The organism is Streptomyces mesophilus (assembly GCF_040300965.1).
In the GTDB taxonomy this organism is placed as follows: domain Bacteria; phylum Actinomycetota; class Actinomycetes; order Streptomycetales; family Streptomycetaceae; genus Streptomyces; species Streptomyces mesophilus_A.
This window is the reverse complement of sequence record NZ_JBEPEW010000134.1, coordinates 1-22,260: the sequence shown is the minus strand read 5'-3', so window position 1 is coordinate 22,260 and position 22,260 is coordinate 1. Positions and strand designations below refer to the sequence as shown.

Below are 22,260 nucleotides of genomic sequence, written 5' to 3'. Positions count from 1 at the left end.
TGGCCCGAGGCCGACCAGCAGTCCGCGACCGGCAGCCTCCGGGTCGCGCTGCACGCCGCGCGGCGTGCGCTCGAACCGGAACTCGCCCCGCGCGCCGCTTCCTCGTACCTGATATCCGACGGCGTCTTCCTGCAGCTCGACCCGGCGACCGTGCAGATCGACGCCGACCGGATCGAGCATGCGGCGCGTACCGCGCTCGATTCCGGTCGGATCGACGAACTCGGCACGGTTCTCGACGAGTTCACCGGCGAGCTGCTGCCCGAGGACCGGTACGCGAACTGGGCACGCGCCCGCCGTGACCAGCTGGCCGCCCTGCGCGAGGAGGTGCTGCTCGCGCTGGCCGCGGCGCATATGGCGCAGGGCTCTCCGGCCGAGGCGATCTGCGCCGCCGAGCAGGTGCTCGCCACCAGCCCCGCCGAGGAGTTGGCCCACCGGGTGCTCATCGACGCGTACGTACGGCAGGGTCTGCGCCGGCGGGCCGTGCACCAGTACCACCTGTGCCGAGAGGCCCTCGACACGGAGCTGGGGGTGCGTCCCGGCCCTGAGACGGAGCGGCTGCACCGCGCGGCGCTCGCGTCGCCGCCCGCCCTTTCGCCGGCGATCCGGCCCACACTGCCGGCCCCGCTGCGGGGCATCCGTACGACACCGCTGCACGGCCGCGGCGAAGAGCTGAGCCGGCTGCTCGCCGACGAGGGGCCACCGGTACGGCTGCTCACAGGCGAGGCGGGCGTGGGCAAGACCCGGCTCGCCGGTGAGGCGGCCCGCCGGGCGGTCGCGGCCGGGACCGTCGTCCTGTGGGGCGCCGGGCATGACGCGGAGGGGCACACGCCGTACGGGGTGTTCGCGGAGGCGCTCGACGGGTGGCTGGCCGAGCGGAGCGTGGCCGAACGAGCACGGGTCGGCGCGGAGTATCCCGAACTCGCGGCGTTTCTGCCCTCGTTGGGGCAGGTGCCGGCGGTCGGCGAGCGCAGCCCCGAGGAGGAGCGCGACCGGCTGTTCCGGGCGACGGCCGGGCTGCTCGGTGAACTGGCCGCCCAGCAGCCGGTGTTGCTCGTACTCGACGATCTGCATGCCGCCGACACCGGCTCGTACCAGCTGCTCAGCCATCTCGCGCGGCGCAGCGGTGGCGGCGGCGATCCCGGGGCGCGGTTCCTCGTCACGTATCGCGAGGAGGAGCTGCCGGAGACCGATCCGCGCCGCGCGGACCTGGCGGCCCTGGTGCGCCAGCGGCTGGCCGCCGTCGAGCCCGTACAGCGTCTCGACCGGGAGGCCTGTCTCGCGGTGGCGCGCGATGCGGTGGCGCGCTTCGCGGGTGGGAGTGATGCGGGCGGGAGTGATGCGGGCGGGAGCGGCGGGAGCGGCGCGGGTGGGAGTGATACGGGCGCGAGCGGCGGGAGCGGCGCGGGCGGGAGCGGTGCGGATGCCGGGCGGCTGCAACGCGTGTGGGAGCTGTCGCTCGGCAATCCGCTGTTCGCGCTGGAGTTGGCGCGCGGGGTGGTGGGGGGCGGTGCGGTAGGGGCCGTCCCGGCGGATGGCGTGGCGCCCGAAGGGGTACGGCAGTTGGTGGCCGAGCGGCTCGCGCGGCTCGACCACGACACGCGGCGGATCGTGGAGGCGCTCTCCGCGGCGGGAGCCGGGACGGCCGCCTCCGAACTCCTCGACGTCGCCGCGCACGGACTGCATCCGCCGGTCCGGGGCGCCGCCGCGACCGAGGCGCTCGAGCGGGCCATCGGCGCCGCGCTGATCGAGGAGCGGCCCGTGGTGGTCTCGGGGCGGCAGGAGGCCGGTCTCGCCTTCCGCCATCCGCTGGTACGCCTCACCTGTTACGAAAGCCTCTCGGCGGTACGCAGACGGCAGTTGCACGGTGCGTTCGCGCAGACCGTGCAGCGGCGCAGGCCCGATGCGGTGGACACCCTGGCCACCCACTTCGCCCGCGCCGACGACCCGCGCGCGGCCGACTATCTGCGCCGGGCGGCCGAACGGGCCGCCGCCCTCTACGCCAACGACACCGCCGACCGCTACTACCGCGACCTGGTCGCCCGCCTCGACGTGGACGCGGCACGCGCCCGGCTCGCGCACGCCCATGTCCTGCGCAGAATGGGCCACTTCGAGGAGGCGGCCGAGGCGCTGCGTCTCGCCCTCGCGGAGTTCGAACGGCGTGCGGCACACGACGACGCGGTGCTCGCGGCGGCCGTACTCGCGGAGACCCTGGTCAAGACGAGCGGCACGGGCTCCGGCCCGGGCAAGTCGAACGCCACCGCCCTCGGCCGCCGGCTTCTGCGCGAGCACCCCGTGACCGCGGACACCGCACCGGAACCGGCCGCGTGCCACTTCCTCGCCCTGTCCGTCATCCGCTGCGTCCAGGGCCGCTACACGGAGGGCGCCGAGGCGGCCCGGCAGGCGCTCGCGGCCGCGGGGAAGGTGCCCGGTGCGCCGGGACAGGGGCTTGCCGCCAGGGCGTTCGCGATGCAGGCCGTGAACCTGGGGCTCAACGGCCGCTTCGACGAGGCGCGCGAGGCCGGCGACCAAGCGCTCGCCCCTGCCGAGGCGTACGGGGATCCGACGCTGCTCGGCTCGGTCCTGTCCACCCTGCGCGAGAACGCTCGACGGGCCGGCCGCCTCCAGGAGGCGGTCGAGACCGGCACCCGCGCGCTCGGCCTCGCCGAGCGCTCCGGTGATCCGACCGCGGCCGCCTTCGAGCAGGCCAACCTCGCGGAGCTCCACCTGCTCCTCGAAGAACCTGAGCCGGCCCGCATCCTGGCCGAACAGGCGGTGGCCGGTGCGGAGGCCTACGACGCGTGGTGCCTCCCGTACGCCCTCGCGACGCTGGCTCTGGTACGCCTGCGCCTGGACGCACCGGCGCGGGCGGCCGCCCTCCTGGACCGCGCCGCGACCGTGGCCACCACGCTCGGCGACCGGCAGGCCGAGCACGAAGTGCGCACCGCACGCGCCGAACTCGCCCTGCGCGCCCTGCGCCCCGCCGACGCCCTGAGCGCCCTGGACGGGCACACGGACGAAGCCCCCGTATCGGCGGCATGGGCCGAACTCCTCGTCGGCCGGCCCGAGTCGGCGCTCCGTCTCGCGCGGGCCGAGGTGGCACGGGCCGAGCGCACCGGGGAGAAGCTGGCCGAGGTGGAGGCGCGCATCGCACTCGGGGCCTCGTTGCACCGGGCCGCGCGGCCCGGCGAGGGCGCCGGAGAGCTGTTGCGTGCCGAGTCGCTGGCTGGTGCACTGCCGTATCCGGCGGGGGCGCGGCGGATCGCGTGGGCGCGAGAGGTCCTCGGCGCGGAGGCGACCGGCTGAGGCGCGGAGGCGACCGGATGAGGCGTGGGGCGACCGGCTGAGACGTGGGGCGGCCCCGGCCGTCAGCGCCCGGCCCGTGTCACCGCGTGTCGGTCTCTCCCCCGGTCACGGCGATCACCTCGCCGACGGTGAAGCTGGAGTCCGCCTCCGAGGCCAGATACACGTACGCGGGCGCGATCTCCTCCGGCTGCGCGGGGCGCCCCAGCGGTGTCTCGCTGCCGAGGTGCTCCAGACCCTCCCTGGGCATGTGCGGGTCGGAGTTGTTCAGGACCGTCCAAGTGGGCCCGGGCGCCACGACGTTGGCGCGGATACCGCGCTCGGCCAGGTGCGGGGCGATCGACTTGGTGAAGGTGATGACCGCGGCCTTGGACGCCGCGTAGTCCATCATCGTGGTGCTGCCCTTCAGGGCTTCCTCGGTCGCCGTGGCGATCACCGCGTCGCCCTTGCCCAGATGCGGGAGCGCCGCCATGAACAGGTGGAAGTACGCGTACGCGTTGGTCTTGAACGTGCGGTCCCAGTCCTCGGCGGTCAGCTGCTCGAGTTCGAGCTTGCTGTTCAGATACGCCGCGTTGCTCACCAGGATGTTCAGCTTGCCGAACTCCGCGACCGTACGGGCCACGACGTCCCGGCAGAAGTCGGGGTCGCGCAGATCGCCGGGCAGCAGCAGACACGAGCGGCCCGTCTCCTCGACGGCCTGCCGGGTCTCGTCCGCGTCGGGGTGCTCCTCGGGCAGATGGACGATGGCGACGTCCGCGCCCTCGCGTGCGTACAGGAGGGCCACCGCGCGGCCGATCCCGGAGTCGCCGCCGGTGATCAGCGCGGTCTTGCCGAGCAGCTTGCCGGCGGCCTTGTAGTTCTCGGCGCGCCAGCGGGGGCGGGGCTCCATGTCCCGCTCCAGGCCCGGGGGTTCCTGCTTGTGCGCGGGGAAGTCGGGTGTCGGCTCGCCGGACTCGACGGCCCCGGCGGGCGGGTCCTCCTGCGGGCTCGGGTGGTCGGGCTGTGTGGGCGCCACGGCCCGTGTGGGCGCCACGGTCCGCGTGTGCGTCGGTTCCGGCATGGCGACGTTCCTCCCGGCGATCGGGCTTGTGCTTGCCTGCCGCGGGTGCCCCTCATGACGCCGGCGGAAACGGGGGCGCACCCGTGCCCGCAACGCGGCCGCGCCGAGCTCCCGAGGAGCCCGGCGGGGTGCGGAACGGTGGCCTCCCGGCCTCCGCTCGGATGTCGGTCGTCAGGCGGCGCGGCCCGGATCAGGCGGCGCGGCCCGGATCAGGCGCCCCGGCCCGGATCAGGGGCCGTCAGTCGTCCTGGCCGTCGCGGTCGTCCTGGCCGTCGCGGTCGTCGGCGTCGTTGCGGTCGTCGTGGTCGTCACGGTCGTCCGCCCGGTCATCGGCGTCATCGCGGTCGTCACGGTCGTCACGGTCCTCGGTGATACGGGAGGACTTCGTGTCGACGTTCCAGTCGCGCTCCTTGCCCTTGTCGTCCGTGGTCTCGACGTCCCAGGCCTCGGCGCCGCGGTCGTCGTCGCCGTCCAGGTCGACCGAGGTGACGAAGCCCTTGGCGGAGGCTATGTCCGCGGCCTGCTTGGCGGAGACCGTCGTGCCCTTCAGGGCCGCGCGGGTCTCGCGGGCGTCGTCATCGTCGTCACGCTCCGTCTCGGTGCCGAGGACCTTGCCGGTCTTGGCGTCGACCTTCACCTCGTACCAGGTGGTGCCGGAGCCGAGGATGTCCACCTGCCAGTCACGGTCGTCGTCGTCCTCGAGGTCCGCGGAGACCGCGGTGCCCGGCCGGGCCTTCAGGGCCGCGTCGATCGCCTGGGCGGCGGTGAGGCGGGAGGCCTCGGCCGCCGAGGAGTCGGAGCCCTTCGAGACGGTCGAGGTCTGGGCGCCGCGGCGGTCGTCGTCGCGGCTGTCGTTCTCGGAGGAGGCGGCCGAGGACGAGGAGGCGCCGGACGTGCTCGCTTCCGTACCCGTGGCGAAGGCGTAGGCGCTGCCGCCCGCGACCAGGGTGGCGACGGCGACGCCTGCGATGACGATGTTGTTGCGCTTCATGAGCTCGGGTCCTCCGTGGCTGAGGGGCGGTGCTGCCTGTCGTGCGTTGCGATGACCCAAAGGTGCCTGGACGAGGCTGAAGAGAAGCTGAAACGACCTGAAAGGTTCTTCAGGGAGCGGTTCGCATCCGTTCCCTACGACACGCGCCCTATAGGCAGTTTTGCCGCACTCGCACCGCCAGGATGAGCGCCGTCGGAGATCTACTCGACGGCCAGGTCAGGAGTGTGGAATGCGGTTCACGATGCGCAGACGTCCAGGTCGGACGTATGGCGTGCTGGGTCTTGTCGCCGTTGTGGCGTTCGGGGCGCTCGGCCCCGCGGGCGCCCGCGCCGAGGAGCGGCAGGAGCGGCCGGCACGGCCGGGGGATGTGGTGAGCGCGGAGCCCGCGGGTTTCGGGCTGCTGCCGGGGCTGCTCACCCAGAAGACCGACGGCTGGCGGATCACCTACCGCTCGACCGGCGCGACCGGCAAGGCGAACGTGGTGTCCGGGGCCGTGATCGTCCCCAAGGACGGCCGCAAGGGGCCCCGCCCGCTCGTGGTCTTCGCACCCGGCACCGTGGGTCTCGCGGACAAATGCGCCTCGTCGAAGGGACGCCTGTCGGCCGTGTCGCTGCTCTTCGACCGCGGGCTGCGGCGCGGCTGGGGCTTCGTGATGACGGATTACGAGGGTCTGGGGACGAAGGGCGACCACACCTATCTCGTCGGGCGGTCCGAGGGCCAGGCCGTCCTGGATGCCGTACGGGCGGCCCAACGGCTGCCCCAGGCAAGGAAGTCGGGCCTGACCGAGCGCTCCGACGTGGGCATCGTCGGCTACTCGCAGGGCGGGCACGCCGCCGCCTGGGCCGCCGAACTGCACCACACCTACGCGCCCGAGCTGAAGGTGCGCGGCACGGCGGCCGGCGGTGTGCCGGCCGATCTGGGGAAGGCCTTCGCGTACAACGACGGCAAGGGCGGTGCCGGGTTCGCGATGATGGCGGCGGTCGGGCACGACGCCGCGTATCCCGGCCTCGGCCTGGAGCGCAGCCTCACCAAGGAGGGCCGACGCCTGGCCGGCCTGGCCCGCACCAGCTGCTCCGGTGAGATCCTCGCCGCGATGAAGGGGCGGCAGATGCACACGCTCGTCGACCCGAAGGCCGCGCCGGGTGGCCGCCTCTTCGAGCGCGCCGACTGGCGGGCCCGCCTGACCGCATCCGACCCGGGACGCACCGTGCCGGACCACCCCGTGCTGCTGTTCCAGGGCACGTCCGACGAGCTGATCCCGTACGAGGACGTCGTCCGCCTGCACCACACGTGGTCCCGCACCAACCCCGACGTCACCTTCCGCAAGGTCCCGCTCGGCACGCATGCGACGACTGTGCTGTTCGCGGTCGGTCCGGTCATGAAGTGGATGACCCAGCGGCTCGGCTGAGCACGGCATGAGCAGGACAGGGGCGGGGTGCTGATACGCACCCCGCCCCTGCGCCGTTCAAGTCAGTTCAGGTCTGGCCTGACCTGGTCAGCGGGTCAGGCCTGGCCTCGCCTGGTCAGCGGGTCAACTCCCGCAGAGCCACATTGAGTTCGAGCACATTGACCCGCGGCTCCCCCATGAACCCGAGCGTCCGGCCCTCCGTGTGGTCCGCGACGAGTTGCTCGACCTTGTCGACCGGGAGGCCGTTCTTCTCGGCGACCCGGTGCACCTGCAGTTCCGCGTACGCCGGGGAGATGTGCGGGTCGAGACCGGAGCCGGAGGAGGTGACGGCGTCGGCCGGCACGTCCTCGACCGTGTAGCCGGGCACGGTGTTGTCCTTGACGACGGCCGCCTTGGCGGCCATCACCTGGGCGCACAGGGTGCCTTCCTCGGGCTTGGCGGGGCAGTACGCCTTGCCGTCCTCGGTGTGCCGAGCCCCGTCCTCGCCGGAGCGGTTGGTCGCGCCGGAGAGGATCAGCTTGTACTGGGTGTTCACCGAGTTGGCGCCCAGGCCGTTGGACGGGCGCGGCTGGAACCACTTGAGGTCAGGGGCCGGGGTCTCCTCCCCCTTCTTCAGCGGCAGGTTGTACGTCTGGCCGATCAGCGAGGAGCCGACCACCTTGCCGGTCGAGTCCTTGATCTCGGAGCCGTTCGCCTGGTGCGGGAAGAGCCCCTGGGCGACGCCCGTCACGGCGAGCGGGTAGAGCACACCGGTGACGACCGTCAGGACGAGCAGGGCGCGCAGGGCCGCACCGAGCAACCGGGCGGTGTTTCCGACGGAGTTGTTCATGGTCAGTGCCGCGCTTTCAAGGGATTACAGCCCGGGAAGGAGAGAGAGGAGGAGGTCGATCAGCTTGATGCCGATGAAGGGCGCGATCAGACCGCCGAGCCCGTAGATCCCGAGGTTGCGGCGGAGCATCCTGTCGGCGCTGGTCGGCTTGTACTGGACGCCCTTCAGGGCGAGCGGCACCAGCGCGATGATGATCAGCGCGTTGAAGATGACCGCCGACAGGATCGCCGACTCCGGCGAGGTCAGCCGCATGATGTTGAGCGCGTCCAGCTGCGGGTAGGCCACCGCGAACATCGCGGGGATGATCGCGAAGTACTTCGCCACGTCGTTGGCGATGGAGAAGGTGGTCAACGCACCACGGGTGATGAGGAGTTGCTTGCCGATCTCGACGATCTCGATGAGCTTGGTCGGGTTGGAGTCGAGATCGACCATGTTCCCGGCCTCCTTGGCCGCGGACGTACCGGTGTTCATGGCCACACCGACATCGGCCTGCGCGAGCGCGGGCGCGTCGTTCGTGCCGTCGCCCGTCATCGCGACCAGCTTGCCGCCGGCCTGCTCGCGCTTGATCAGCGCCATCTTGTCCTCGGGCGTCGCCTCCGCGAGGAAGTCGTCGACACCCGCCTCCTCGGCGATGGCCTTGGCGGTCAGCGGGTTGTCGCCCGTGATCATGACCGTCTTGATGCCCATCCGGCGCAGCTCGTCGAAGCGTTCGCGCATGCCCTCCTTGACGACGTCCTTGAGGTGGATGACGCCCACCACACGTGCGCCTTCGGCGTCCTCGACCGCGACGAGCAGCGGCGTACCGCCGGATTCGGAGATCGTGTACGAGAGGTCGGAGGCGTCGTCGGCCACCGTGCCGCCGCGCTCGGCGACCCAGGCGAGTACCGAACCGGTCGCGCCCTTGCGGACCTTGCGGCCGTCCACGTCGACACCGGACATCCGGGTCTGTGCGGTGAAGGGCACCCACTCGGCACCGACCAGCTCGCCCTGGTGGCGCTCGCGAAGCCCGTACTTCTCCTTGGCGAGGACGACGATGGAGCGGCCCTCCGGTGTCTCGTCGGCGAGGGACGAGAGCTGGGCGGCGTCGGCCACCTCGGCCGCCGTCGTGCCGCGCACCGGTACGAACTCGGCGGCCTGCCGGTTGCCGAGCGTGATGGTGCCGGTCTTGTCCAGGAGCAGCGTCGAAACGTCACCCGCGGCTTCAACCGCCCTGCCCGACATGGCCAGGACGTTGCGCTGCACCAGACGGTCCATGCCCGCGATGCCGATCGCCGAGAGCAGCGCGCCGATCGTCGTGGGGATCAGACAGACGAGGAGTGCGGTGAGCACGATCATCGAGGTCTGCTTGTCGGCGCCCGCGTAGATCGCGAAGGGCTTCAGGGTGACGACGGCGAGCAGGAAGACCACGGTCAGCGAGGCGAGCAGGATGTTGAGCGCGATCTCGTTGGGGGTCTTCTGACGGGCCGCGCCCTCGACCAGGTTGATCATGCGGTCGATGAAGGTCTCGCCCGGCTTCGTCGTGATCTTGATGACGATGCGGTCGGAGAGCACCTTCGTACCGCCCGTGACGGCTGAGCGGTCACCGCCCGACTCCCGGATGACCGGGGCCGATTCACCGGTGATCGCCGACTCGTCCACGGAGGCCACGCCCTCGACGACGTCACCGTCGCCGGGGATGATGTCGCCCGCCTCGCAGACCACGAGATCTCCGATACGGAGATCCGTGCCCGGGACGCTCTCCTCGGAGCTGCCCCCCGCGAGGAGCCGGCGCGCGACCGTGTCCGTCTTGGCCTTGCGCAGGGTGTCCGCCTGCGCCTTGCCGCGGCCCTCGGCGACGGCCTCCGCGAGGTTGGCGAAGACGACGGTCAGCCAGAGCCAGGCCGTGATGACCCAGCCGAACCAGTCGCCGGGGTTCGTGACCGCGAGCGCGGTGGTGACCAGCGATCCGATCAGCACCACGAACATCACGGGGGACTTCACCATCACCCGCGGATGCAGCTTGCGCACCGCGTCCGGAAGCGACTTGAGCAGCTGCTTCGGGTCGAAGAGCCCTCCGCCGACCTTCCCGGCCGGCTCCTTGGGAGCGGGCGGGGTGTGGGGTGCGCGGGTCGGGAGCGTGTCGTTGAGCGTCATGACGCCAGTCCTTCGGCGAGCGGGCCAAGGGCCAGGGCCGGGAAGTAGGTGAGGCCGGTGATGATCAGGATCGTGCCGATCAACAGGCCGGTGAACAGCGGCTTTTCGGTACGCAGGGTGCCTGCCGAGGCCGGTATCGGCTTCTGCTCGGCGAGCGAGCCCGCCAGGGCGAGCACGAACACCATCGGCAGGAAGCGGCCGAGCAGCATCGCGAGTCCGGTCGTGGTGTTGAACCACTGGGTGTCCGCGTTGAGGCCGGCGAAGGCCGAGCCGTTGTTGTTTCCGGCCGAGGTGAAGGCGTACAGGATCTCGGAGAAGCCGTGCGCGCCCGAGTTGGTCATCGAGTGGCCGGGGGTGGACAGGGCCATCGAGGCGGCGGTGAAGCCGAGCACGAGCGCCGGGGTGACGAGGATGTAGCAGGCCGCGAACTTGATCTCGCGGGTGCCGATCTTCTTGCCCAGGTACTCGGGGGTGCGGCCGACCATCAGACCCGCGATGAACACCGCGATGATCGCCATGATCAGCATGCCGTAGAGCCCGGAGCCCACACCGCCCGGCGCGATCTCGCCGAGCTGCATGCCCAGCATGTCGATGCCGCCGCCGAAGCCGGTGTTGGAGGAGTGGAAGGAGTTGACCGCGCCTGTCGAGGTGAGCGTGGTCGACACCGAGAACAGCGCCGAACCCGCGATGCCGAACCGGGTCTCCTTGCCCTCCATCGCACCGCCGGCAAGGTCGAACGCCGGACCGTGGCCCGCGAATTCGGTCCACATCATCAGACCGATGAAGGCGAGCCAGATGGCGGCCATCGTGCCGAGCAGCGCGTAGCCCTGCTTGACCGAGCCGACCATCCTGCCGAAGGTGCGCGTCAGCGAGAACGGGATGAGCAGGATCAGGAAGATCTCGAAGAGGTTCGAGAAGGCACCCGGGTTCTCGAAGGGGTGGGCCGAGTTGGCGTTGAAGTAACCGCCGCCGTTGGTGCCCAGCTCCTTGATGACCTCCTGGGAGGCGACCGCGCCGCCGTTCCACTGCTGCGAGCCGCCCATGAACTGACCGACCTCGTGGATGCCGGCGAAATTCTGGATGGCGCCGCACGCGACAAGCACCAGAGCGCCGATCACGGACAGCGGGATCAGGATGCGTACGGTGCCGCGTACCAAGTCGGCCCAGAAGTTGCCCAGTTCACCGGTGCGGCTGCGCGCGAAGCCCCGTACGAGGGCCACCGCCACGGCGATCCCCACGGCCGCCGAGACGAAGTTCTGCACCGCGAGGCCGCCGGTCTGCACGACGTGGCCCATGGCCTGCTCGCCGTAGTACGACTGCCAGTTGGTGTTGGAGACGAAGGACGCGGCCGTGTTGAAGGCCTGGTCGGGGTCGATCGACTTGAAGCCGAGGGAGCCGGGGAGGCTGCCCTGGAGCCGCTGCAGCAGGTACAGGAAGAAGACGCCGACCGCGGAGAAGGCGAGGACACCGCGGAGGTACGCCATCCAGCGCATCTCGGTGTCGGGGTTGGCGCCGATGGCCTTGTAGATCCACTTCTCTACGCGCAGGTGCTTGTCCGAGGAGTAGACCCTGGCCATGTAGTCGCCGAGGGGCCGGTAGGCGAGCGCCAGTGCCGCGATGAGCGCGAGCAGCTGGAGCAGGCCGGCGAGTGCGGGACTCATATCCGTACCTAGAACCTCTCCGGCTTGATGAGGGCGAGGATCAGGTAACCGAGGAGGGCGACGGCGACGATCAGGCCGACGATGTTCTCAGCACTCACAGCTTTGCCACCCCCTTGGCTATGAGGGCCACCAGCGCGAAGACCGCGAGTGTGGTGACGACGAAGGCCACGTCGGCCATCGCAAGCTCCAGGTTCAGTAGTGATCGGACTCTTCGAGGAAAGCTCTGTTTCCGGCCGCCGCGTTCTTTGTTGACGGCTCCCATACGTGTCCGGGCGCGGCCTTGATGTGTCGTTGACAGGCCTTGATGTGTTGTTGACAGGCCTTGACGCGGCGCTAACGCGGCCGGGGCTCCTTCCGGCCCTGACCTGCACAAAGGCGGAGACGCAGCCGGCAGACGACCGCGTCGGTCTCTTTGCGTACGGCATGGGCGATCACCGCTCCGCGCTGGTTCTGGAGCAGCCGCTGCCAGAACCTGGCCGGTTCCACCTCGGGGATCAGCACGGTGACCCGCGTGCCCGGGTGGTACGCGTGGATCTTGCGTACGTAGGCGGCGACCGGGCGGCCCACCGTGCGGTGCTCCGCCTTCAGCTCGACCAGCTCGACGCCCGGGTTCCACCGCTCCCAGTCGCGGCGCAGCCGTGCGGCCGCCTCGCGGTCCTCGGGTTCCAGGTGCGTGACGGTCACGGCGCGCACGTCGTCGCCGAGCGAGACGGCGGCGTTCAGGGCCTCGCCCGTCAGCTTCGACAGCCCGCCGACCGGCACGATCACCAGGGAGCGGTCGCGGTGCGGGGAGGCGGGGACCTCGCCGAGACCGAGCCGCTCGCCGATCCTGCCGTACGCCCGCCGGACCGTCTCGAAGCCGAGCACGAGCAGCGGCAGGGCGAGGACGATCAGCCAGGCGCCGTCCTGGAACTTCATGGCGGTCACGACAAGCGCGGCGGCCCCGGTGAGCAGCGCGCCCAGCCCGTTGAGCAGGGCCTTCGCCCACTGTCCCGTCGCGCGCCAGTGCAGCACCATCCCGGTCTGGGCGAGGGTGAAGCCGACGAAGACGCCGATCGCGAAGAGCGGTACGAGGGTGTTGGTGTCACCGCCGGAGAAGACGAGCAGCGCGGCCGCCACGAGAGCGAGCGCGAGCACACCGTGGCGGTGCACCTGGCGGTCGGCCTTCAGCGCGAACACATGCGGCAGGTAGTTGTCCCGTGCCAGCAGTTTCAGCAGGACGGGCAGGCCGCCGAAGGAGGTGTTCGCGGAGAGGGCGAGCAGCAGCACGGTCGCGAACTGGATGACGTAGAAGGCCCAGTTGTGCCCGAGCGAGGCGTCCGCGAGCTGCGCGAGGACGGTGACGCCCTCGACCGGCTGGAGGCCGAAGCGGGAGATCAGAACGGAGAGGCCGATCAGCATGGTGCCCAGGAGCGCGCCCAGGGCGAACTCCGCGTACTGGGCGCGCTCGGCGCGGGGCTCGCGGAACGAGGGGACGGCGTTCGCGATGGCTTCGACGCCGGTGAGTGCGGAGCAGCCGGAGGCGAAGGCCTTCAGGAGGAGCAGGGCGCCGACGGTGGTCGCGTCGTCCGCGAGGACGGAGGCGTGGCCCTCGGCGGTGGCGGTGGAGACCGGGCCCGCACGGAAGAGGCCGACGGCGATCAGCGTGAGGATCGCGAGGACGAAGACGGCCGTGGGCGCGATGAAGACGCGGGCGGATTCGACGATGCCGCGCAGGTTCACCGCGGTGATCAGGACGAGGACGCCCAGGCCGATCGGGAGCCGCTGGTCGTAAAGGCCGGGGAAGGCGGAGGTGAGGGCGGCCACTCCGGCCGTGACGGCGACGGCGACGTTGAGCACGTAGTCGAGGACGAGGGAGGCCGCCGCGACCAGGCCGGCGCGGCGCCCGAGATGCCTCTTCGCGACGGCGTAGGACCCGCCGCCGTCCGGAAAGGCGGCGATCACCTGGCGGTACGAGGCGACGAGTACGGCGAGCAGACCGGCGATCGCCAGGGTCACGGGAAGCGTGAAGCCCAGACCGTGGCCGCCGGCCGCGGCGAGCACGAGAACGATCGCCTCGGGGCCGTACGCCACGGAGGCCATCGCGTCGAGGGAGAGGGCGGCGAGTCCGGTCAGCGCGGTGAGGCGGTGGCGTTCGCCGGCCGGATCCGGAGGGTCCTCGGCGGGGTCGGCCGGGCTCGCTTTGCCGGTCAGCAGGGTCATCTGCGGAACTCCTGGCGGGTTCGGGGGTGTTCGGGCCCGCTCAGGTTCGGTCCGGCCGCGGCCTTCCCCGCGCTCTCCTTGCGCGGTCTTGTCGTCGTACGCGGAGGTGTTGACGTCGCTCTTACGGCGCCGGCGCGGTGGGCGGCCCTAGCGTCGGAGCATGGACCCCGCCGAGCCTGCCGACTCCTTTGCACACGACCGCCATTGGCGCGATGAGACCCGCGACGCACTGCTGTGCGCGGGCTCGCTGACCACGCTGCTCTGCCTGATCGACACGGCCGCGGGCCTGGTCACCGTGGAGCGCGCGCTCCTGTGGACCGGACTCGGTGTGCTGCTCCTCGTGATCCTCGTACCGCCGCGGGTGCGCGCGGGCGACGGCTGGCTTGAACAGCGCGGACTGCTCGGCACCAAACAGGTCCGCACCGACCGGCTCGTCTCCGTGCGCTGGCTGGACGGCGTCTCCCAGCGCCTCCTCCTGCGCGACGACTACGGCGTCCGCATCGAACTCGATCCCCGTGTGCTGACCCGTAACCCGGAGTTGTGGCGGCGGGTGGACGCGGGCGCGCGCCTCTCCGTCGAGCGGGGTCTGCTGCGGTGCGGGGCGACGGCCCTGCGGCAGCTGTCGCGGCGGATCGACAGCGAGACGGCGCATGTGCTGTTCAGGATCTCGGGGTTGCGGTAGTCAGAGCGCGTCGTCCTGCGCGTCGCACTCGAACCAGACCGTCTTGCCCCGGCCGCCGGGGTCCGGGTCCGCTCCCCAGCGGTCCGTGACGGAGTCGACGAGGATCAACCCCCGGTTGTTCTCGGTGAGTTCGTCGTACGCGGGGGCGGGCCGCGGCAGGCACGGGCAGTCGTCGTCGACCTCCACGCGGACACCGTGCTCGCGGCGCAGGAGTCTGATCGTGCAGTGCGCACCGGGCGCGTGCCGCACCACGTTCGACACCAGCTCGGTGAGCGCGAGCTCCGCCGCGTCCGCGAGCCCGCCGAGCTGCCAGGCCTTCAGGTGCAGGCGCAGGATGTGGCGCAGGGGGCGGGCGGAGTGGGCACCTACGGTGAGGGTCATGCGGTAGGCGGGGCCAAGGGGCGCTGTTTGTGGGGGAGTTGCTTGATTCATGCCTTCAGCGTGGAGTGGGATGGTTACTCTGAGCTACGGCTTGAATGCAACGCCGTGCACCGTTGAGCCTGGGGGTGACCGTCCCATGGTCCGCATCAACGACCTCGATCCCGGCGCATCGCCCCTGGACTACTACGGCTGGGAACTCCGCCGCCTGCGCGAGGCCGCCGGACTCAGTCAGAGTCAGCTCGGCGAGTGCATCTTCTGCACCGGCTCCCTGGTGGGCCAGATCGAGACGGCGAAGAAGGTGCCGACGCGGGACTTCTCGGAGCGCGTGGATGCGGCACTGGGAACCGACGGGGCGTTCACGCGACTGCTGGGGCTGGTGCTGCGGAGCCAGCTGCCGCACTGGTTCCAGGCGTATGCGGAGATGGAGGCGCGGGCCTCGTACATCTCCACGTATCAGTGCCAGTTGGTCTATGGGCTGCTGCAGACGGAGGCATACGCACGAGCCCTCCTGACCGTCGACCATGAGAGCCGCGCGGACGAACTCGTGGCAGCACGGTTGGAGCGGCAACGCATCCTCGTCCGGGAGAATTCGCCGGTCGTGTGGGTGGTGCTGGCGGAGGGCGTGCTGCATCAAGAGGTGGGCGGGCACGCCGTGATGCGAGACCAACTGCGCCACCTGTTGGAGTTCCGCACGCACCCCTGGGTGCAGTTTCAGGTGCTCCCGTTCTCCGTGGGTCAACACACGGGGATGATGGGCTCCTTCACGCTCTTGCGTTTCGACGACGACCCGGATCTGTTCTACTCGGAGAGCTACGACATGGGCCACATGACCGCCAACTCGCAAGTGATCAAGGAGCGTTCGGTCGGTTACGCTCGACTGCAAGCCAACGCCCTCTCGCCAGAGGATTCGGCGGAACTGATCACGCGCGTGATGGAGGAACGCTATGGGCACCAGGCAGATCCCAGCGAACGCACAGTGGCGTAAGTCGTCGTACAGCGGTACCAGCGGCGGTGAATGCATCGAGGTAGCCCACCTCACCCCCCACATCGCCATCCGCGACAGCAAAACCCCCGACGGCCCCGTCCTCACCCTCCCCGCCCACAGCTTCGCGCGGTTCGTCGACGCTGCCGTGCGCGGGGAGATCTAGGCGGCCGAGGGGGCATGCGCTTTCTGAGACGCGTACGCCAGGACCTGTCCCGCGGCAGGAACCTGGAGATCTACACCACCGCGCTGCTCTCCATAACCCTCGCCGTTCTCGGGGCACTCGACCTCGCGAGCGGCAAGGTGCTCGCCGCCGCGACCCTCGCCACGCTCGCGCTCCTCGCGGGCGGACTGCTCGGCAGCCGCAGACAGGTGGACGACCTCGCAGAGCAGGTGCGTTCCCGTCTCGCGGGGGACCTGGGCGCGCAGGAGTTCTTCACGCACGACAAACCGGAGCTCGTCGAGCAGCTCCGCCAGGCGCGGGACATCGCCCTCGTGGGCGTGACGCTCTCGCGCACGCTGCGCAACACGGTGTCGGAGCTCCAGCGGCGGGCGGCCGCCGGCGCGACGATCAGGATCGCGCTGATCGACCCGACCACCTCGGCGCCGGCCGAGGCGGCCCGGCGCAGCACCCTGACCGACCGGCCCGAGGTGTTCGACAACCGGCTGCGCCCGTCCCTCGACCTGCTGCGCGAACTCGCCGACGACCGGACGCGGGCGGATGCCTCATCGGGCCGGGTCGACGTGCGGTTCGTGCCGTTCGTTCCGGCCTTCGGCCTGGTGATGATCGATACGCGGCAGCCGGGCGGCCTCATCCACGTCGACATCTACTCGCACAGCTCCGCCACCGGGGACGCCGTCTTCACCCTGCTCCCGGGCCGCGACGGACCGTGGTTCGAGCACTTCGAGGCGGAGTTCGAACGGATCTGGGCCGTGGCCCGCCCGGCCGACCCCTCGGACGGCTTCCCGTCGGCGCCGGCTGCGGGGGGCTAGCGGGCCGGGACCGCGCGGAGGTACATCAATGTGGGACTTGGACCAAGATCGGTACATGTCTCTGAAGCGGACCAATGTCTACGCCGACCCTGAGGACCTGGCCATCATCAAGGAGGCGGCCAGGCGCCGGGGCATCAGCGAGGCCGAGATCATCCGGCAGGGGATCCACCTCGCGGCCATGGCCAACCGCGTCTGGGACGAGCCCCTGTTCTCCCGGACCTTTGAAGGATCCGGCCGCGCCATGACGAAGGACGAGGTCAGAGAGACCGTCGCCGACGCCGTGCGGAGCGAGGACGGGAGCGGAACCGCCGCGTGATCATCGTCATCGCCGACACCTCCGGCCTGCTGGTGATGTCACCCCTCCTGCTCGCCGAGCTCGACCACGTGGCCACCCGCGAACTCGGCCGGACGGCCGCGGTCAGCGCCGTGGAGGACATCCGGCGCTGGATGCGCCGCGGCCGGGTCTCCGTGCCCGAGATCACCGAGAACCACCTCGGCGCCGCTCAATCCGTACGCACCCGCTATCAGACGCTGGACCTCGACCTCGCCGACGCGGTCAACGTGGCGCTCGCCGCCGACTTCGAGACGGACGCGATCCTCACCCTGGACCGCCGCGACTTCCGCGCCGTGCGCCCGCTGGGCCGCCACAAGGCGTTCCGGGTCCTCCCCGACGATCTGCCGCTCTGACCGCGCAGCGTCGGCCGCGTCGGACCACGTCGACGTGTCGCTGCCGGAGAGGGTTCTGCTCTCGGCCGAGCCGGTCGCGTCCGTGCGGGCGTGGGCGGGACCATCGGTGTATGCCGCCGCTCTTCGTTCTCGTGCACAGTCCGGCCGTAGGACCGTCGACCTGGCGGGCGGTCGCGGAGGAGCTGACCTCGACGGGGTACCAGGTGCTGGTCCCGTCACTGCTGCACATCGGGGACGGTGCGCCGCCGTTCTGGCCGCGCGTCGTCGCTGCCGTACAGGACGGCCTTCGGCGCGTTCCGGCCGACCGGGCCGTGACGTTGGTGGCGCACAGCAACGCGGGGTTGTTCCTGCCGGTGATCAGCTCGGGCCTGGTCCAACCGGTGACCGGCTCGGTCTTCGTCGATGCCGCACTGCCCGCACGGACCGGACCGACCCCGGTCGCCCCGCCCCAAGTTCTCGCGTCCCTGCGCGCGATGGCCGTCGACGGCAGGCTGCCCCGCTGGACCGACTGGTGGGACGAGGCGGACCTGGCTCCCCTGTTCCCCGACCCCCAGGTGCGGCGGACGGTCGTCGACGAGCAGCCCGCCCTGCCGCTGTCGTACTACGAGCAGCACCTCCCGGTCCACGCAGGCTGGGACGACCACCCTTGCTCCTACCTGCAGTTCAGCCCCGCGTACGACGACCTCGCCGCCGAAGCACGCGCACGCGGCTGGACCGTGGCGCAGCTGCCCGGCGCGCACCTGCACCAGACCGTCGACCCGTCCGGCACGGCCCGCCATCTCGTCGCCCTTGCCACGGCGACCTGACCCATTCCGCCTCAGCCGCAACTCCCGTACCACTGACCCCTCCCGTCGAGTCGATCTCACTCGCACGAAGGAATGCGCGAAGGGTGACGGCGAAATTACCGTAGACGTATGGCTTTTCGGCGTCTGCCCGGTACGTCCGGTCTGTGCCGCCATCGTGGGCGGCACGGCCGGCGGCTCGCCGTGCGGGCCGGGGTGTCGGTGTGGCTGGGCCTGCTGCTTGTGGTCGGCGGTACGCAGCCCGCCGAGGCCGTGCGGGCGGATGTACGGGCCGCCGACGGGAGCGGGCTGACCGCTCCCGAGCCGGCGGGGCGGAGCTGTGGAACCTCGGAGCGGACGCCGGTCGAGGAGCCGGTGACTCCTTCGCCTCGTACGGTGCGGGCCGGGCGCGCGGAAACCCCCTGGGCGGTCGGCTGCGCGAGCACCGCTTCCGGCCTCCGTACCGCCGTGGCGGCGACGCCCGAAGCCGCGGCTCCCTTACCAACACCCCTTTCCCGAACGGACCTTGCCGCCGAACGGGCCCGGCACACGGCGCTGCGCTGCTGAGGGGAGGCATCCCCCGCGCCTCCACCTCCCTCGGCCCTCCACCCGCAGCAAAGGCGGCCCTGCCATGCCCATCGACCCCCATCGCGCCCTGACGGCCTACCTCCGCGCCCAGTCGTACACCGTTCCCCCGCAGCGTCCGCGCCGCCCGGCCCCGGAGATCCGTGAGGACTATCCGGGTGCGGCTCCCGCAGCGGCTCCGCCCACCACCGAACGGGCGGAGGCGGCTCCGGTGCGCCGGGCTCCGGCGCAGGCACCCGCGCCCACCGCCCCCGCCCGGGCCCCGGGCCTCGTGGTGCGCGTCCTGAGACTGTGCCGAAGAGGGCTCGCTCTACGGTGAGCCCGGTCCCTCCCCCCGTATCCACCCCTGGTCCCACCGCCGCTCCTGGGTAGGCTCGCAGGCATGTCGGGAGAGATGTCACCCACGGGGAAGCACACCGGCCCACCGCCCGAGGTACGGGCCTCTCACGCGGACCGGGACCGGGTGGTGGACGTGCTGCGCATCGCCGCGGGCGACGGGCTGCTGACCTCGGACGAGCTGGACGAGCGCCTCGAAGCCGCCCTGTCCGCGCGCACCCTGGGCGAACTCGCGCCGCTCACCGCCGACTTGCCGGTCCGGACCGGTGACAGCGGCCCCGGTGCCAAGGACCTGGTGCGGATCGAGCAGATCCACAGCTCACCGATCGAGCGCGTGGGGCGCTGGGTCGTCCCGCGCAGGATGGAGCTCGCGGTGACGTACTGCAAGGTGACCCTGGACTTCACCGATGCCGTGGTCACCCACGACACCCTGAGCATCGATCTGGCCGGCGCGGGCAAGACGCTCACCCTCATCACCAGGCCGGGCGTGGTGGTCGACACCGACGGTCTGCAGTTGGTGCACTGCAAGCTCAAGCACCGTACGGATCCGGCAGACCTCGACACCCCGGTCGTGCTGCGGGTGGAACTGTCCGGCCAGAAGGCACACGGCCGCATCGTGGTGCGGCCGGCCCGCCGCACGTTCGGGCAGTGGCTGCTGCGCAGGCCCGCCACCTGAACAGCATGCGCGCTCACCCCGCCTTCCTCCCCCGCACCAGCACGAACTGGTAGAACCAGGCCCTGAATCCGGGATCCAGCATCAGCTCGCCGTAGCGGTCGAGTTCGGAGCGGGTCAGGCCCTCGGCAAGCAGCAGCGGGGTCGCCTGCAGGACGTAGTTGCGGTGCAGACGGCAGGCCGGTGAGCCGCCGACCGTCGTACGGGAGAACTCCTCGCTGTAGACCGGGTTCAGGCCCGCGTCGAGGAGGGCGCCATAGGCCTCGTGCGCCCATTGGAACGACGCGCCGCGCGAGGGCGTGACGACCTCGTGGGCGATGCGCTGCACCCGCTCGAACAGCCGCCGGTCGTCCTCGGTCGGGGCCGTGAGCACCCGGTTCGGGCGGGCACTCATCTCGCCGAGCACCAGATGCCCGCCCGGGGTGAGTGCGTCGGCCAACGTCCGCAACAGGGCGAGGCGTTCGGGAAGATGCATCAGGAGCAGCCGGGCGTGGATGAGGTCGAACGGGCCGGGCACCGGAAGTCCGTCGCGTACGTCGTGGCGGTGCAGGGTGATGCCCTCGGTCTCGGGCAGATGCTCCGTCGCCAGATCGACCGCGACCACCTCCCCGCCGGGACCGGTCCGCGAGGCGAGCCGGCGGGCCACGGACCCGCCGCCCGCACCCAGGTCGAGAGCCCGGCCGCCCGGTGCGAGGGGGACGGTGTCCAGGAACCGGAAGGTGGGTTCGTCGAGGAGCTCCTCCAGGAGAGCGAGCTGCTGGGCGCCCAGGTCGGTGTCCGAGTCGAAGAGATACCTGGCCGCCTGTGTGGTGTCTGTCATGCGGGAAGCCTGCGCCGGGGGACTTTCGCAGCACTTTCGTCAACCGGCATGGGATGTAAGACACTTGGCGTGGAGGAAGGACGGAGCACGCAGATCCGCAGGGCATGTGAGTGCGGGAAGCACGCCGAGCCGGGGGACTTGGGTGAAGGCCGATGCAGTTCGCGATTCTTGGGCCGGTCCGCTGGCGTGCGGACGAGGACGCCGCCGACCAGCCCGCCGGGCCGGTGCGCCGCGGGCTGCTCGCGCTGCTCCTCGTACGGCACGGCACCCCCGTATCCGCGGAGTTCCTGCTCGACGCCCTGTGGCGTGAGCCGCCCGCACCGCACGCGATGCGCCGGCTCCAGGTCCAGATCCACCGGCTGCGCGCCACACTCGACTCGCCCGGCCGGCTGGAGTTCACCTCCGGCGGCTACGTATTGCACGTGGTGGAAGGGGAGTTGGACGCCGACCGCTTCGCCGCGCTGGTGGACCAGGCCGGCCGGCACGGTCCGGAGCGGGCCGCCGCACTGCTGCGGCAGGCGCTCGGGCTGTGGCGGGGCAGGCCGTTCGCCGGGGTCGAGCTACCCGCGCTCGCCGGGGACATCCAGCGGCTCGCTGAGCAACAGGTCGCGGCGTACGAGGAGTTGTACGCGGCCGAGGTGCGCTGCGGCCGGTACGCGACGGCCATCCCCGAGCTGACCGCCCTGGCCCGGCGGCATCCGCTGCGCGAGCGGCTGTCCGGGCTGTTGATGACGGCGCTCGCGGCGAGCGGACGGCAGGCCGATGCGCTGGCCGTGTACCGCGACGCCCGCCGGGTGCTGGTCGGGGAGCTCGGGCTCGAGCCCGGCCCGGAGCTGCGGGACCTCGAACGACGCGTTCTGGCGGGTGAGCCGGTGGGCGGGGGCGGGGCGGCGGCGGTCGACGGCGGGGCGTCGGCGGTCGAGGGGCGAGGGGCCGTGGCCGGGGGCGGGCCGTTGGTTCCGGCTCAACTTCCGCACCTGCCCGCCGGGTTCATCGGACGGGAGGGCGAGCTGGAACGGCTCGACCGGCTCATGGGCGAGGACCTCGTGACCCAGGGTCCCGCGTCCAAGGAGCCCGCCGCCCAAGACCCCGCGTCCAAGGACCCCGCCGCCCAGGACCCCGCGTCCCCGGGCCCCGCCGCCCAAGACCCCGCAGCCAAGGGTTCCGCCGCCCAAGACCGCACCGCCCAGGACCCCGCCCGTACGGCCCCCGTCCTCATCACCTCCGTCGCCGGGACCGCAGGCGTCGGGAAGACCTCCCTGGCCGTGGCCTGGGGACAGCGGGCCGCGCACCGGTTCCCCGACGGGCAGCTGTATGTGGACCTGCGCGGATACGGACCCGGGCGACCGGTCGCGCCGGGGGACGCACTCGCCGGGTTCCTGCGGGCGCTCGGCGCGGACGGTTCCGTCGTACCGGCTGGGACCGAGGAGCGCGCCGCACTGTTCCGTTCGCTGGTCGCCCGCAAACAGCTGCTCGTCCTGCTCGACAACGCACACAGCGCCGCACAGGTGCGGCCGCTGCTGCCGGGCGGCACCCGCTGCCGCACCCTGGTGACCAGCCGCGACACCCTCGCCGGACTCTGCGTACGCGAAGGAGCCCGGCGTATCGACCTCGACCGGCTCACCACCGCGGAGGCCGGCCGGCTGCTCGACACCCTGCTCGGCAGGCCCACGGCCACCGAACCCGAGGCCACGGCCCAGCTCATCGAGGTGTGCGCCCGGCTGCCGCTCGCGCTCGGCGGCGATCCGCAGCGCG

General features: G+C 71.5%; 23 protein-coding genes. 13 read left to right on the top strand and 10 right to left on the bottom strand.

The features are described from left to right. Positions 1 to 3,303, top strand: a 3,303-nt coding sequence (locus ABT367_RS32850; protein WP_352256923.1) for an ATP-binding protein, incomplete at its 5' end; no start/stop codon positions are given. Positions 3,304 to 3,382: 79 nt separating this feature from the next. Here the strand turns inward: ABT367_RS32850 and ABT367_RS32845 are convergent. Then, complete coding sequence (locus ABT367_RS32845; protein ID WP_352256924.1) at positions 3,383 to 4,189, bottom strand: SDR family oxidoreductase; 807 nt, start codon at positions 4,187 to 4,189, stop codon at positions 3,383 to 3,385. Positions 4,190 to 4,598: 409 nt separating this feature from the next. Further along, positions 4,599 to 5,351 (bottom strand): PepSY domain-containing protein, encoded by a 753-nt coding sequence (locus ABT367_RS32840; protein WP_352256922.1) that lies wholly within the window; start codon positions 5,349 to 5,351, stop codon positions 4,599 to 4,601. A 229-nt stretch (positions 5,352 to 5,580) separates the two neighbouring features. On the opposite strand from ABT367_RS32840, the gene ABT367_RS32835 reads away from it, so the two are divergent. After that, on the top strand, positions 5,581 to 6,759 hold the full coding sequence (locus ABT367_RS32835; RefSeq protein WP_352256921.1) for a lipase family protein: 1,179 nt from the start codon (positions 5,581 to 5,583) through the stop codon (positions 6,757 to 6,759). 115 nt (positions 6,760 to 6,874) lie between these two features. Here the strand turns inward: ABT367_RS32835 and ABT367_RS32830 are convergent, their stop codons facing one another. The 6 genes from ABT367_RS32830 to ABT367_RS32805 all read right to left on the bottom strand — a co-directional run bounded on the left by ABT367_RS32830 (position 6,875) and on the right by ABT367_RS32805 (position 13,584). Then, positions 6,875 to 7,588, bottom strand: a complete 714-nt coding sequence (locus ABT367_RS32830) for a potassium-transporting ATPase subunit C (protein WP_352256920.1) — start codon at positions 7,586 to 7,588, stop codon at positions 6,875 to 6,877. Between the two features lie 24 nt (positions 7,589 to 7,612). Then, positions 7,613 to 9,721 carry a potassium-transporting ATPase subunit KdpB gene (kdpB, locus tag ABT367_RS32825; RefSeq protein WP_352256919.1) on the bottom strand — a complete coding sequence of 703 codons (2,109 nt, stop codon included), beginning with the start codon at positions 9,719 to 9,721 and terminating at the stop codon, positions 7,613 to 7,615. Continuing rightward, positions 9,718 to 11,382 carry a potassium-transporting ATPase subunit KdpA gene (gene kdpA / locus ABT367_RS32820; RefSeq protein WP_352256918.1) on the bottom strand — a complete coding sequence of 555 codons (1,665 nt, stop codon included), beginning with the start codon at positions 11,380 to 11,382 and terminating at the stop codon, positions 9,718 to 9,720. The genes kdpB and kdpA overlap by 4 nt, the downstream gene beginning before the upstream one ends. An 8-nt stretch (positions 11,383 to 11,390) precedes the next feature. Beyond that, complete coding sequence (gene kdpF, locus ABT367_RS32815) at positions 11,391 to 11,480, bottom strand: K(+)-transporting ATPase subunit F (RefSeq protein WP_165333271.1); 90 nt, start codon at positions 11,478 to 11,480, stop codon at positions 11,391 to 11,393. Beyond that, positions 11,477 to 11,644: a hypothetical protein gene (locus ABT367_RS32810; RefSeq protein WP_352256917.1), complete on the bottom strand. Its 168-nt coding sequence runs from the start codon at positions 11,642 to 11,644 to the stop codon at positions 11,477 to 11,479. Before ABT367_RS32810 ends, kdpF begins: the two co-directional genes overlap by 4 nt. 71 nt (positions 11,645 to 11,715) lie before the next feature. Further along, on the bottom strand, positions 11,716 to 13,584 hold the full coding sequence (locus ABT367_RS32805; protein ID WP_352256916.1) for an APC family permease: 1,869 nt from the start codon (positions 13,582 to 13,584) through the stop codon (positions 11,716 to 11,718). A gap of 160 nt (positions 13,585 to 13,744) precedes the next feature. Between ABT367_RS32805 and ABT367_RS32800 the strand changes: the two genes are divergently transcribed. Continuing rightward, positions 13,745 to 14,266, top strand: a complete 522-nt coding sequence (locus ABT367_RS32800) for a hypothetical protein (RefSeq protein ID WP_352256915.1) — start codon at positions 13,745 to 13,747, stop codon at positions 14,264 to 14,266. Here the strand turns inward: ABT367_RS32800 and ABT367_RS32795 are convergent, their stop codons facing one another. Then, on the bottom strand, positions 14,267 to 14,647 hold the full coding sequence (locus ABT367_RS32795; protein WP_352256914.1) for an ATP-binding protein: 381 nt from the start codon (positions 14,645 to 14,647) through the stop codon (positions 14,267 to 14,269). Between the two features lie 136 nt (positions 14,648 to 14,783). Between ABT367_RS32795 and ABT367_RS32790 the strand changes: the two genes are divergently transcribed. The 9 genes from ABT367_RS32790 (at position 14,784) to ABT367_RS32750 (ending at position 19,688) form a co-directional block, all read left to right on the top strand. Beyond that, positions 14,784 to 15,632 (top strand): helix-turn-helix domain-containing protein, encoded by an 849-nt coding sequence (locus ABT367_RS32790; protein WP_352256913.1) that lies wholly within the window; start codon positions 14,784 to 14,786, stop codon positions 15,630 to 15,632. Then, positions 15,592 to 15,795, top strand: coding sequence for a DUF397 domain-containing protein (locus ABT367_RS32785; RefSeq protein WP_352256912.1), 204 nt, complete (start codon positions 15,592 to 15,594; stop codon positions 15,793 to 15,795). Before ABT367_RS32790 ends, ABT367_RS32785 begins: the two co-directional genes overlap by 41 nt. 14 nt (positions 15,796 to 15,809) lie before the next feature. Continuing rightward, positions 15,810 to 16,622 (top strand): hypothetical protein, encoded by an 813-nt coding sequence (locus tag ABT367_RS32780; RefSeq protein WP_352256911.1) that lies wholly within the window; start codon positions 15,810 to 15,812, stop codon positions 16,620 to 16,622. A 55-nt stretch (positions 16,623 to 16,677) separates the two neighbouring features. After that, complete coding sequence (locus tag ABT367_RS32775) at positions 16,678 to 16,938, top strand: CopG family transcriptional regulator (protein WP_352256910.1); 261 nt, start codon at positions 16,678 to 16,680, stop codon at positions 16,936 to 16,938. Then, positions 16,935 to 17,309: a PIN domain-containing protein gene (locus ABT367_RS32770; RefSeq protein WP_352256909.1), complete on the top strand. Its 375-nt coding sequence runs from the start codon at positions 16,935 to 16,937 to the stop codon at positions 17,307 to 17,309. Before ABT367_RS32775 ends, ABT367_RS32770 begins: the two co-directional genes overlap by 4 nt. Before the next feature lie 110 nt (positions 17,310 to 17,419). Beyond that, on the top strand, positions 17,420 to 18,115 hold the full coding sequence (locus tag ABT367_RS32765; RefSeq protein WP_352256908.1) for an alpha/beta hydrolase: 696 nt from the start codon (positions 17,420 to 17,422) through the stop codon (positions 18,113 to 18,115). 108 nt (positions 18,116 to 18,223) lie between these two features. Then, a complete protein-coding gene (locus ABT367_RS32760) occupies positions 18,224 to 18,658 on the top strand; it encodes a hypothetical protein (RefSeq protein WP_352256907.1) in 435 nt (144 codons plus the stop codon). Positions 18,659 to 18,722: 64 nt separating this feature from the next. After that, positions 18,723 to 18,995: a hypothetical protein gene (locus ABT367_RS32755; RefSeq protein WP_352256906.1), complete on the top strand. Its 273-nt coding sequence runs from the start codon at positions 18,723 to 18,725 to the stop codon at positions 18,993 to 18,995. A gap of 63 nt (positions 18,996 to 19,058) precedes the next feature. Next, positions 19,059 to 19,688, top strand: a complete 630-nt coding sequence (locus tag ABT367_RS32750; protein ID WP_352256905.1) for a DUF1707 SHOCT-like domain-containing protein — start codon at positions 19,059 to 19,061, stop codon at positions 19,686 to 19,688. Between the two features lie 13 nt (positions 19,689 to 19,701). Here ABT367_RS32750 and ABT367_RS32745 read toward each other — a convergent pair whose 3' ends face one another. Then, on the bottom strand, positions 19,702 to 20,505 hold the full coding sequence (locus ABT367_RS32745) for a class I SAM-dependent methyltransferase (RefSeq protein WP_352256904.1): 804 nt from the start codon (positions 20,503 to 20,505) through the stop codon (positions 19,702 to 19,704). Positions 20,506 to 20,657: 152 nt separating this feature from the next. Here ABT367_RS32745 and ABT367_RS32740 point away from each other — a divergent pair. Further along, a partial coding sequence (locus tag ABT367_RS32740) for an AfsR/SARP family transcriptional regulator (protein ID WP_352256903.1) occupies positions 20,658 to 22,260 on the top strand: 1,603 nt, incomplete at its 3' end.

Excerpts from the sequence above, each read along its gene's own strand:
- ABT367_RS32845 (WP_352256924.1), bottom strand. The coding sequence starts at position 4,189 with ATGGAGCCCCGCCCCCGCTGGCGCGCCGAGAACTACAAGGCCGCCGGC.
- ABT367_RS32840 (WP_352256922.1), bottom strand. The coding sequence starts at position 5,351 with ATGAAGCGCAACAACATCGTCATCGCAGGCGTCGCCGTCGCCACCCTG.
- ABT367_RS32835 (WP_352256921.1), top strand. The coding sequence starts at position 5,581 with ATGCGGTTCACGATGCGCAGACGTCCAGGTCGGACGTATGGCGTGCTG.
- ABT367_RS32830 (WP_352256920.1), bottom strand. The coding sequence starts at position 7,588 with ATGAACAACTCCGTCGGAAACACCGCCCGGTTGCTCGGTGCGGCCCTG.
- kdpB (WP_352256919.1), bottom strand. The coding sequence starts at position 9,721 with ATGACGCTCAACGACACGCTCCCGACCCGCGCACCCCACACCCCGCCC.
- kdpA (WP_352256918.1), bottom strand. The coding sequence starts at position 11,382 with ATGAGTCCCGCACTCGCCGGCCTGCTCCAGCTGCTCGCGCTCATCGCG.
- ABT367_RS32810 (WP_352256917.1), bottom strand. The coding sequence starts at position 11,644 with ATGGGAGCCGTCAACAAAGAACGCGGCGGCCGGAAACAGAGCTTTCCT.
- ABT367_RS32805 (WP_352256916.1), bottom strand. The coding sequence starts at position 13,584 with ATGACCCTGCTGACCGGCAAAGCGAGCCCGGCCGACCCCGCCGAGGAC.
- ABT367_RS32800 (WP_352256915.1), top strand. The coding sequence starts at position 13,745 with ATGGACCCCGCCGAGCCTGCCGACTCCTTTGCACACGACCGCCATTGG.
- ABT367_RS32795 (WP_352256914.1), bottom strand. The coding sequence starts at position 14,647 with ATGACCCTCACCGTAGGTGCCCACTCCGCCCGCCCCCTGCGCCACATC.
- ABT367_RS32790 (WP_352256913.1), top strand. The coding sequence starts at position 14,784 with ATGGTCCGCATCAACGACCTCGATCCCGGCGCATCGCCCCTGGACTAC.
- ABT367_RS32785 (WP_352256912.1), top strand. The coding sequence starts at position 15,592 with ATGGGCACCAGGCAGATCCCAGCGAACGCACAGTGGCGTAAGTCGTCG.
- ABT367_RS32780 (WP_352256911.1), top strand. The coding sequence starts at position 15,810 with ATGCGCTTTCTGAGACGCGTACGCCAGGACCTGTCCCGCGGCAGGAAC.
- ABT367_RS32775 (WP_352256910.1), top strand. The coding sequence starts at position 16,678 with ATGTCTCTGAAGCGGACCAATGTCTACGCCGACCCTGAGGACCTGGCC.
- ABT367_RS32765 (WP_352256908.1), top strand. The coding sequence starts at position 17,420 with ATGCCGCCGCTCTTCGTTCTCGTGCACAGTCCGGCCGTAGGACCGTCG.
- ABT367_RS32760 (WP_352256907.1), top strand. The coding sequence starts at position 18,224 with ATGGCTTTTCGGCGTCTGCCCGGTACGTCCGGTCTGTGCCGCCATCGT.
- ABT367_RS32755 (WP_352256906.1), top strand. The coding sequence starts at position 18,723 with ATGCCCATCGACCCCCATCGCGCCCTGACGGCCTACCTCCGCGCCCAG.
- ABT367_RS32750 (WP_352256905.1), top strand. The coding sequence starts at position 19,059 with ATGTCGGGAGAGATGTCACCCACGGGGAAGCACACCGGCCCACCGCCC.
- ABT367_RS32745 (WP_352256904.1), bottom strand. The coding sequence starts at position 20,505 with ATGACAGACACCACACAGGCGGCCAGGTATCTCTTCGACTCGGACACC.